The sequence below is a fragment of the Aggregatilinea sp. genome (assembly GCF_036822615.1).
In the GTDB taxonomy this organism is placed as follows: domain Bacteria; phylum Chloroflexota; class Anaerolineae; order Aggregatilineales; family Aggregatilineaceae; genus Aggregatilinea.
The window spans coordinates 17,951-27,930 of the sequence record NZ_DAISHJ010000005.1 but is presented as its reverse complement, the minus strand read 5'-3'; the positions used below and the strand labels follow the sequence as shown (position 1 = coordinate 27,930).

The following is a 9,980-nucleotide window of genomic DNA, read 5'->3' as shown; positions in this document are numbered from 1 at the left end:
CCTCCATTCTGCCCACGCCAGCGCCCACGCTCGGCGTGACGCCAACGCCAGGGCTGACGGTGATGGGCCCCGGCATCTACGAGGACGCCAGCTCGTCGCTGCACTACACGACCGGCAGCTGGATCCAGATGGCGTCCGTGGGCGGATCGGGCGGCAGTTACCATTACACGGCGGATACCGGCGCGTCGGTGGAACTCGTGTTCGCGGGGACGGACGCGGTCATCCAGTACGTCGCGTTCTCGAACTTCGGCATCTTCGAAATTTCGGTTGACGGTGTGGTGTGGGGCGATGTCGATACCTACGCGGAAAACGGAACGTTCGGCCAAACCGTCGCCGTCAGCGGCCTGCCGTACAGCATTCACACGCTCACGATTCGCAACACGGGCCGCAAGAATGCCGCCAGCGAGGGAACGGTAATCGCGCTGGACAGCGTGCAGATCCTGCAGCCGAACGCCGCGCCAACGGGATAGGCCCAGGTTATGCGGTCCGCGCGGACCGGCGACCGCGCAGGCCGGGATGCAGCAGATACGCGTAGAACAGCGCGCCGCTGACCAATCCGACCATCATTTTGATTGCAAACGGGGCATCCGAGGGCGACAGGAAGCCCTCGATGGTTCCCGCAACGACCAGCATCACGATGCCGATCACGGCCAGGGGCGCGGCACGCTGCGCCGCCAGCACCAGCGCATCCTTGCGCGAATAGCGCCCGGGGTTGATCACCGCCCAACCAAGCTGAAGCCCCGCCCCGCCCGCGAGGAAAATCACGCTCAGTTCCAGCACGCCGTGCGCAAACACGAAATCGAGCAGCGCGCCGCCCAGCCCGTAATGCACCGCGAGGCCGAACACCGCCCCGAAGATCAGCCCGTTCATCGCCAGCAGATACACGCTGAACAGTCCCAGCGCCATCCCGCCGCCGAAGGCCAGCAGCGCCACGCGGATGTTGTTCGTCATGATGAATGCCGAGGCGTAGGGCCGTTCTTCCACCGGGATATCGGTCCACATCGCCTGATTTTCGAGCGAGGCGCGCACGTTCGACAGGCCCAACGGCCCGGCCACCGCCGGATCGTGCCGGGCAAGCTGGAAGCCCACCAGCGCCGGAGCGCAGAACAGCAAAAACGCGACCAGCGTGAAGATCGCCGTGCGCCGGAATGCGTCGGGGATCGTGTGAACGACGGCGCGCCGGATGGCGGAAAACCCGGTCGCTTCGCGGCGGTAAATCAGGGCGTGCGTCTGGGTCAGCAGTTGGTTCAGAAACGCGGTCACGCGCTGGCCGGGATAGTCGCGCTGGGCCTGCGCCAGATCGGAAATCGCGGCACGATAGAGCGTGCCCAGCTCGCGGACTTCCTCCGCCGACAGCGCGGCGTGCCCCTGGTGCCGCCGGACCAGCGTTTGCAGACGGTCCCAGTCTTTTTCTCGAAGTCTGATAAAATCATTAACCGTCATACCCTTATCCGTTCTACTTAAACCTGTAGGGGCTTTTGTTATGTCGTCTCTGGATCCGAGCCTTCAGATCGATACGCCCGAAAACGTTCTACTCGAAACGCCAGTCGCCGGACCCGGCAGCCGCTCGCTGGCCGCCGTGGTCGATTATCTGCTGGTCACAGTGACGATCCTGGTGCTGCTCTGGCTGATCTCGGACATCCCGTTCGACACGCCAGACAACAACTACCTGGCGCTCGCGTTCGTGACGCTGCTGGTCTTCGCGGTGTTCATGTTCTACCACCTGATCTTCGAGGCGATCTGGAACGGCCAGACCCCCGGCAAGCGCCTGTTCAAGATCCGCGTGGTGCAGGCCAACGGCATGCCGCTGACGGCCACCGGGCTGATCGTGCGCAACCTCGTGCGCCTGTTCGACTTTCTGCCCGCGTTTTACGGCATCGGCATCATCGTGATGTTCGTGTCCCGCCAGTCGCAGCGGCTGGGCGACATGGCAGCGGGCACGCTCGTCGTGCGCGAACAGCCGGACCTGTCGGTGCATAATCTGACCGTGAATCTCCGGGTCCGGTACCAGATCGTCAGCCCCACCGACCCGATCCCCGACCACATCGACGTCTCCAAACTGACCGCGCAGGACCGGGCGATGGTGCTCAGCTACTTGCAGCGCCGCGACAGCATCAGCGGGCGGGAACCCATCGCGCTTGATATTGCGCGCAAGATGGCGATCAAAATGGACATCTGGGACCCCAACTCGGCCCAGTATCTTTACCTGCACCGCGCCGAAGAATTCCTGGAACAGATCATGCGCGCCTACGAGCGGGCCGAACGGCCTTCCGACGCCCCGCCACCTACGCCAAGGATCTGGCCTTAAGTTCCAAATAGCGGTTGACGACGGCCATCGTCATGTGCTCGGCGGAAACGTCGAGCGTCAGCACGCCCTGGCGCTGGAGCCGTTCAAGCAGCAGGCGGCGCTCGGTGATCAACTGCTCGGCCACCATGCGCCGGTATACACCGTCGGAGGAGGACGGCTGCTGCCCGGCTTCCTGATCCAGCGCCGGGTCGCGGATGGTGACCAGCAGCGGCAGGTGGCGCGGCAGCAGGCTCGGCATGACACGCGCCAGCGCTTCGGAGGCGCGCGCGCCGCTCACATCGGTGAACAACACCACCAGCGAGCGTTTTTTGTTCTGCGCGCCAAGCGTCATCAGCGCCCGGCTGTAATCGGCCTCGACCGGCTCGCTTTCCAACGCGTACATCGCTTCGAGCAGCTTCTGGAAATGCGCGGGACCCGCACGCGGCGGGATAAACGTCTTCACGCGGTCGGCAAACACCAGCAGCCCGACCTGATCGCCCTTCAGCGTCGCCACGTAGCTGAACAGCAGCACGCTGTTGATCACAAAATCGACCTTCGCCATGTTCCACGCCGGGCCGTCCGGCTCGTGCACGTGGATCGGGCTGCGCATCATGCGCCCCACGTCCACCGCGATCACGACGCGCTGGCTGCGTTCCGGCTCGAACTCCATGCTGATCGGGCGGGCGCGGCGCGCGGTCGCCTTCCAGTTGATGCGGCGGTAGGGGTCATCCGGCGTATACTCGCGCAGGCTCTCGAACATCGTGCCTTCGCCGCGCAGCCGGACCCCGTGCAGCCCCATCTCCGCCAATTGATCGCGGCGGGCCAGCAGCTCGTATTTGCGGATCTCGTGCAGGTTCGGGTAGACCTTGACCGGTCCGGCGGCGGGATAGCGCCCCTGCCGCACGACCAGCCCCAGCGGGCTGTTCCAGCGCAGGTTCACGTCCCCGAACCGGTAATCGCCGCGCTTCAGCGGGCGCACGGCATAGACGAAATCGTGCGTTTCGAGCGGAGCCAGATCGGCGTGCATGAGCGAGGCGTGCTCCCCCGCGAACGGCAGCGGCGGCTCGTCCTGCACGGTCAGCGCGACCGGACGCTTCGCGCGCGACGTCACGCGCACCGTGATGCGGTTCTCCGCCGCGAGCGACAGCTTGGAATCGTGCTCCCGCGCCACGCGGAACTGCCCCGCGCCGCCCGCACCGCGCCAATCCAGCCCCAGCAGCACGAGCAGGCCCACGGCGTACGCACCCGCCAGCGGAACCAGGGCGGGCTGCCACGTTCCGGCCAGCAGCAGCGCCGGAATCACCAGCGCGAAGGCGAGCGAGCGGGGCGTGAGCATGGCTAGCGCGGAACCTCCAGTTGGGCCAGCAGGCGGCGGAAGACCGCGTCGGGGTCCAGCCCTTCGATCTCCGCTTCGGGCCGCAGCACGACGCGGTGGCGCAGTGTGGGCGGCACGAGCGCTTTCACGTCGTCGGGAAACACGTAATCGCGCCCGTAGAGCGCAGCGCGTGTCTTGGCGGCCAGCAGCAGTGCGACGCCCGCGCGCGTGCTCGCGCCCAGCGCCAGATCGGAGCTGGTGCGCGTGGCGCGGATGATGGCCGTGATGTAGCTCAAAATGCCGTCTTCCACGCGCACGGCGGCGATCATCTGCCGGGCTGCGTCGATGCTCGCCGGGCGGATCATGGGCGACAGTCCCGCGCCCGCCAGATTATGCGCGTCGAAGCCCTGGTGATAGCGCCGCAGCACTTCGACTTCCTCGTCCTGCGGCAGATAATCGATCTTCACTTTGAACAGGAAGCGGTCGAGCTGGGCCTCGGGCAGCGGGTAGGTGCCGTCCATCTCGACCGGGTTCTGCGTGGCGATCACCATGAACGGATAGGGCAGCGCCTGCGTCTGGCCCTCGATCGTGACCTGCCGCTCTTCCATCGCTTCCAGCAGCGCGGCCTGCGTTTTGGCCGGGGCGCGATTGATCTCGTCCGCCAGCAGGATCTGCGTGAAGATCGGCCCGCGCTTGAGGTTGAACCGGCCCGACTGGATGTCGTACACGATCGTGCCGACCACGTCCGACGGCATCAGGTCCGGCGTGAACTGGATGCGCCCGTAATCCGCTTCGATCAGGTGGGCGAGCGTCTTCGCCAGCAGCGTTTTCGCCGTGCCGGGCACGCCTTCCAACAGCACGTGGCCGCCCGTAAACAGCGCAATGATCAAATGCTCTACCGCGTCGTCCTGGCCAACCAGCACGCGCGACGCCTCGCCGCGCAGCGCCGTCACCAGCGATTGCAACTCCTCCACACTCACCGTCCCTCTCCTATCCATTCGTCAACGGCCATCGCCAGGGATACCAGATCGTGCTCGCTGGCGTTCTGCGCCGAGAGCCGGTGCAGCAGCCCGGCCAGCGCCTCCACATCCAGCGTGGAATCGCGCTCGGCCAGCACGCGCACGAATGCCTCGTCGCTCAGGCCCGGATCGATCACATAACGTTTTGCCAGCACGCGGCGCAGCTCACCCCGGTAGTGGTGCAGCACCACGCCTCGATGGCGGGTGCGGCGCATCAGGTTCGCCATCGCCCGTACGTATTCGGTCGGCTCGCGCCGGAGCTGATGCCCTTCCACCGGGACGATCCGCCCGAAACGGCGTCCGCGCAGCAGCAGATAGCCCATCACCAGCGCCCCCGCCAGCAGAATGCTCCAGCCCGCGGGCGATGAGATCATCCAACTCTCAAGGCTCTCCGGCACGGCCACTTCCCGCTCGGATTCGTCAAACGCGACCGTCGCGCCTTCGGGCAGCCGCAGCAGCAGATTCGCCACCAGCCGCGCGCTGGCTTCGTCGCGCAGGCCGCTGTTGGTGAAGGGCGCAGGCATCCCCGCGATCCAGACCATGCCGTCGCCCGCGCCCAGCGATGCGAACAGTGGCTGGCCCTCCGCCATGATGTGCACGACCAGATCCGCGCGCGTGGTGTAAATGGGGCTCGCATAACTGACGCTGACGTGCTCGAACGGGGGTGTGGTCAGGGTCGGGCTGGCGAGCGACAGGGTGCTGTCGACCCACTCGATCGAGGTCAGCGACACGTCGAACGGCATCAGGACCGAATTGACCGCATCGTCCTCGGTGCCCACGACGACCAGCGTATGGCCTGCCGCCACCCAGTCATACAGCACCTGCGCCTCGTTGGGCGTGTAGGTATGCACGGGTTCGAGCATGAACAGCGCATCCACGTCGTCCGACAGGTGCTCGCCCGCCGTCAGAGGGCGCACGTCGAAGCCCAGGTGCTCCATCCACATCCGCAGCACCATCGCCCCACCGCTGCTGCTGTTCCGTATGCTGAGGGGCTTCCACGACTCGGACGAGCCGGAAGGGGGGAACAACACAGCCAGCGCAACCAGCGCCATCAGTGCCGCGACCAGCAGGTGCATATCGGTAATTTTGAGGCGGCGCAGGCGGGTCATGGGCGCTGCTGCTCCACCAGTTCGAGCGCATGGCGGAACTCGTCGTACAGCGCCGCGTCGGCAGGCAGCACGCCGTACCACACGCGGTCGAAGATCGTCACCACCGGCTCGAACAGCGCCCGCAGCCGGGGCTGCCCCGCCAGCTGCGCGAGGTGTTCCTGGTTGGTCAGCGAGGCGTCATAGCGGATGATGCCGCGCTCATCGAGCGCCAGCAGGCCGGAAAGGTACAGATAGCGGATCGCGGTGCGGTAATCCTGCGTGGTCGTCGCGGATTCGGCGCGCGCGGCGGCTTCCTGCGCGGTGACGGGCGCGTCCTCGTCGGGCGATAGATCGAGGGTAACTTTTTGCATCTGTACCGTGCGCAGCACATACGCCACGACGACGCCCACGATCACGATCGCCAGCCCAATCAGCGCGATCTGTCCCAGCCAGCTGCCCGAAGCGGAACTTGACGATGCGCGGGAAGAAGTGGAGGGTCCCGTGCCGGGCTGTGCGGCTTCCTGATCGCGCAGGACGCGGTTCAACTGCTCTTGCAGCGCCAGCGCATCGGCCAGCGCGACGAGATGCTGCGATTCGTAGGCGAGAATGGCCTGCACCTGCGCCCGGACCCGGACGATCTCGTCCTCGCTTTTGTTCGAGACGCGCAGCCACGACACGTTTACGTCGATGACCGCGCCATCGATCAGGCGCACACTGCCCACGCCCAGCCACAACTGGTTGACCTGGGCGAGCGTCGCGCCGCGCGCGATGCCGGTCTGCGCCAGCGCCGTTTGCAGCAGGCTATCCGTTTGCTGGAAGCGCTGCCAGAACTCGACTTCGTCCACCGTGCCCGATTGAGCCTGGGCAGTACCCAGGCTCAATGACAGCAGTCCAATCGCGGCGAACAGGGCTAAAAAGCGTATCGTGCGCACATTTCCTCGCACAGCAGCAGCGGTCAGTAGCGGGTCACGGTTGAGAAGGTCGTGCCGATCAACAAATACAACGCGAGAAGGAGTATCACGAACACAACGACCAGCATGACCATGTTTACAATATCGTTCGAGGTCACCAGCTTGCGTTCGATGTCGGGGGACATCAAATCCCGCGGGCGCGCGTTGGGCACATCGCTCGCTTGCAGCGCCAGATCCAGCCCTTCATACCGGATACGGTAATGATAGTACATCATCGTCAGGCCGATCGGCATCAGCGGCCCAATGACGATCGACAGCACTATCGACGCGATGGAATACGCCGAGAGGTCCGTCGTTTCAGTCGAGAGGAGCAGAGTGGTCGATCCGAACGCGACTTCGATGACAAAGGTGATGAGCCACAGGCCCAGCACCAGACCAAACACCGGCCAAAAGTGCGTTTTGCCCATCTCCACCGCCCGGCGGATGCCATAGCTGGGGCCAACGTTTTCCAACACCATCACCGGGTTGAGGAAAAAGTAGGTTGACAGCCCCAGATACATGACCACCGGCAGCAGAATGAACGGAATCCAACACAGTACCCCGGTCACAACGACCAGCACGGCGCTGATACCGAATATAAAGCCCATGCTAAGCCATGCCAGCCCCAGTTGGAACAACCGGCCTTTGCATTCCCTGAACGCCCGCCACGGGTTAATCTTGCGCCCCATGTATGCTTCGGACGCGATGTAAGTCGTCAATCCATAGCCGACAACCACCGTCACCAGCGTGTTGAGCACGCTCAAAACCCGCAGCGTTGTCGTTTGCTGGTCAACCTTGTCGTAATATTCCGCCCACGTCGTGGATTCGCTGAGCAAGTCCTGGCTGACGATCGCTTCCTGCGCGAAATAAAACGGGATGGTGACCAACGCGAATAGAAGCACGAAACTGAAAAAGTTGCTGCGGTAGATGCGAAACGCGCGGTCAATGACATCTACCACTCGATCCTGCGATGTCGATAGAGGCAGTGCCGTTTCCATAGAGACCCTATCCCCCAGATGATCGGACGACATAAGTTTTTGCGGAGATATGAACAGGCGCGTCCCACTCAATCTTGTAGGATCTGCTCATGGCTCCTTAATAGCATTGGTAATCACCTCTATTGTATGAGAAGGTCGCACTACATAAAAGTGAACCTCCTGAATTTTGTCTGAATTTCTATAAGGGCGAAAGGATAGGCGTCCAGCGCCGCCGCACCGGGGAGGCAAAACAAAAACGGCGCGGTCCCAGGTGAGACCGCGCCGCCAATCGTACTGCCAAAAAAGAGCGAGCTACAACGCGCTTTCCATCTTCCAGCGCGCGTAGAGGGCCGCGCCGTACAGGCATACACTGTCCCCCAATTGCGCCACACGGATCAGGTCGTCGCTGTTGAAGCGCGGGTCCAGTAGTTCCTGCTCGATGATGCGTTTGGCGGGATCCAGGAACAGGTCGCCCAACTGGATCACGCTGCCGCCGAGCACGATCGCCTGGGGGTTGAACAGGTGAATCAGGTTGACCAGCCCCAGCCCGAAATAGTACGCCGACGTCTGGATCACGTCGAGCGCCAGCGCGTCCCCGGCCTGCGCCGCCTTGCCGACCGCCTTACCGTCCACACAGTCGAGCACGCGCAGCGAGGAGAGCGCGTCCGACCCGGCCAGACGCTCACGCGCCAGTCTGCCGATGCCCGTGCCCGACGACAGTTCTTCCCAGCGCAAAATGCGCCCATCGGCCTGCGGGAAGCGCATATGTCCCGGCTCGATGGCCAACCCGCGGCTGCCCGTGAACAGCGTACCGCCGATCACCGCGCCGCCGCCGATGCCCGTGCTGACCGTCAGGTAAATGGTGGGGTCAGCGCCCTGCGCCGCGCCGAGGTGATATTCGGCCAGCGCCGCCAGATTCGCGTCGTTTTGCATGAACACCGGCACGTGCCCGAACGCCTCGCTGATAATCCGCGACAGCGGCACGTCGTACCAGTCCGGCAGCGTCTTGGCCTGGATGATCACGCCGCGCGCCGCATCGAGCGGGCCGGGTGCGGAAATCCCGATCGCGTCCACATGCTCGCCCGCCGGGATCACCTTGCGCGCCACCTCGATCATGCGGTCGAGCACCTGTTGGGCGGGCTGGTCCACCTGCGACAGCGTTTCGTCGCGCTGGATCAGATTGACGCCATGCGAAAACCACGCGGCGCGGGTGCGCGTACCTCCGAAGTCAATTGCGAGCAGGTTCATAGCCGGGCTCAAATCCGTTAATAAAGTTATACCGGTCCAGATCGGGCAGGCGCTCGGGGCCTTCCAGCGGCCCTTCGTGCAGCAGCGTCTCGCCGCCGCGCACAACGACCGTGCCGCGCGTGACGTTCGCGTTCAGCCCCTCGAACGCGAGCCGCGCCATCTGCGCCGCCAGCGATCGATCGCGGTGGGTGGGCGTGCCGCCGCGCTGTGCGTGACCCAGCCGGATATCGCGCACGCGGATATTCGTCCAGCGGAAAATGTCATCGAACAGGGTGCGACTGGCGGCGACCCCTTCGGACAGCACGAGCAGGGCGTAGCCGTCGCGGTGGGCGGCTTCCAGCAGGCGCTGGCCGAGCCACGCGTCGTCGTAGGCATATTCCGGCACGAGCACGGCATGCGCGCCCGCGCCAAACGCCACGTCCAGCGCGATCATGCCCGAAAAACCGCCGAGCGTCTCGACCATGAAGATCCGCCCTGGCAGCGCGCGCCCGGTCGCCATCGCGCCGTCGATGGCGTGATAGGCGAAGTTGCACGCGGAGTCGAAGCCGAGTGTCAGGTCCGTGCCCGGCACGTCGTTGTCGATGGTCGTGGGCAGGCCGATGCAGCGAATGCCCATGTCCGCGATGATCGGCGGGATGTAGCGCAGTGTGCCGTTGCCCCCGAACAGGATCACGTTGTCGATGCCGTGCTGCGCCAGCACCCCGGCCATTGCCCGCTGCCCTTCGGCATCCCTGAGCACCGGGACACGGCTGGAAGGCAGATACGAACCGGCCATCGACGCCCAGGGGCCGATCACGTCGCCGGTGAGGGGAACGAGATTGCCCGCGACCAACCCGGCAAAGCCATCGCGCGCACCGACCACTTCATGCCCGTAGCGCGTCGCCAGGGCCGTATAGTAAGCCATCACCGTGTTGATGCCGGGTGCATCGCCGCCGCTGACGACAAAAAGTGTCTTCAACGCTTTCTTTCTCCTTTTTTTGTAAATCTTTGTTTTGCACTCTCATTATATTGCGTTTTTTTCGTTTCTATCAACTTTCCGGGCCGTAATCGGCAAAAAGAGATAACAAAAGTTGACAGAAGACAAAATTCAGCCTAT

General features: G+C 64.2%; 10 protein-coding genes. 2 read left to right on the top strand and 8 right to left on the bottom strand.

Translation table 11 applies throughout. The features are described 5' to 3' along the window. The coding region (locus V7116_RS03085) for a hypothetical protein (protein ID WP_324390313.1) at positions 1-470 on the top strand (470 nt) is incomplete at its 5' end. A 7-nt stretch (positions 471-477) separates the two neighbouring features. Here the strand turns inward: V7116_RS03085 and V7116_RS03080 are convergent. Then, positions 478-1,443 (bottom strand): stage II sporulation protein M, encoded by a 966-nt coding sequence (locus V7116_RS03080; protein ID WP_324390311.1) that lies wholly within the window; start codon positions 1,441-1,443, stop codon positions 478-480. A 40-nt stretch (positions 1,444-1,483) separates the two neighbouring features. Between V7116_RS03080 and V7116_RS03075 the strand changes: the two genes are divergently transcribed. Then, a complete protein-coding gene (locus tag V7116_RS03075; protein ID WP_324390309.1) occupies positions 1,484-2,308 on the top strand; it encodes an RDD family protein in 825 nt (274 codons plus the stop codon). Here the strand turns inward: V7116_RS03075 and V7116_RS03070 are convergent. The 7 genes from V7116_RS03070 to V7116_RS03040 form a co-directional block, all read right to left on the bottom strand. Then, on the bottom strand, positions 2,286-3,623 hold the full coding sequence (locus V7116_RS03070; RefSeq protein WP_324390307.1) for a DUF58 domain-containing protein: 1,338 nt from the start codon (positions 3,621-3,623) through the stop codon (positions 2,286-2,288). The genes V7116_RS03075 and V7116_RS03070 overlap by 23 nt on opposite strands. Before the next feature lie 2 nt (positions 3,624-3,625). Next, positions 3,626-4,600, bottom strand: a complete 975-nt coding sequence (locus tag V7116_RS03065; RefSeq protein WP_349258410.1) for an AAA family ATPase — start codon at positions 4,598-4,600, stop codon at positions 3,626-3,628. Further along, a complete protein-coding gene (locus tag V7116_RS03060; protein ID WP_324390303.1) occupies positions 4,579-5,730 on the bottom strand; it encodes a DUF4350 domain-containing protein in 1,152 nt (383 codons plus the stop codon). Before V7116_RS03060 ends, V7116_RS03065 begins: the two co-directional genes overlap by 22 nt. Next, a complete protein-coding gene (locus V7116_RS03055) occupies positions 5,727-6,641 on the bottom strand; it encodes a DUF4129 domain-containing protein (protein ID WP_324390301.1) in 915 nt (304 codons plus the stop codon). Before V7116_RS03055 ends, V7116_RS03060 begins: the two co-directional genes overlap by 4 nt. Before the next feature lie 23 nt (positions 6,642-6,664). Continuing rightward, the gene (locus V7116_RS03050; RefSeq protein WP_324390299.1) at positions 6,665-7,657 is read right to left on the bottom strand and encodes a hypothetical protein; all 993 of its coding nucleotides are present in this window, start codon (positions 7,655-7,657) and stop codon (positions 6,665-6,667) included. A 291-nt stretch (positions 7,658-7,948) separates the two neighbouring features. Beyond that, a complete protein-coding gene (locus V7116_RS03045) occupies positions 7,949-8,884 on the bottom strand; it encodes an ROK family protein (protein WP_324390297.1) in 936 nt (311 codons plus the stop codon). After that, complete coding sequence (locus V7116_RS03040) at positions 8,865-9,842, bottom strand: 6-phosphofructokinase (protein WP_324390295.1); 978 nt, start codon at positions 9,840-9,842, stop codon at positions 8,865-8,867. Before V7116_RS03040 ends, V7116_RS03045 begins: the two co-directional genes overlap by 20 nt. Positions 9,843-9,980 lie beyond the last annotated feature (138 nt).

Excerpts from the sequence above, each read along its gene's own strand:
- V7116_RS03080 (WP_324390311.1), bottom strand. The coding sequence starts at position 1,443 with ATGACGGTTAATGATTTTATCAGACTTCGAGAAAAAGACTGGGACCGT.
- V7116_RS03075 (WP_324390309.1), top strand. The coding sequence starts at position 1,484 with ATGTCGTCTCTGGATCCGAGCCTTCAGATCGATACGCCCGAAAACGTT.
- V7116_RS03070 (WP_324390307.1), bottom strand. The coding sequence starts at position 3,623 with ATGCTCACGCCCCGCTCGCTCGCCTTCGCGCTGGTGATTCCGGCGCTG.
- V7116_RS03065 (WP_349258410.1), bottom strand. The coding sequence starts at position 4,600 with ATGGATAGGAGAGGGACGGTGAGTGTGGAGGAGTTGCAATCGCTGGTG.
- V7116_RS03060 (WP_324390303.1), bottom strand. The coding sequence starts at position 5,730 with ATGACCCGCCTGCGCCGCCTCAAAATTACCGATATGCACCTGCTGGTC.
- V7116_RS03050 (WP_324390299.1), bottom strand. The coding sequence starts at position 7,657 with ATGGAAACGGCACTGCCTCTATCGACATCGCAGGATCGAGTGGTAGAT.
- V7116_RS03045 (WP_324390297.1), bottom strand. The coding sequence starts at position 8,884 with ATGAACCTGCTCGCAATTGACTTCGGAGGTACGCGCACCCGCGCCGCG.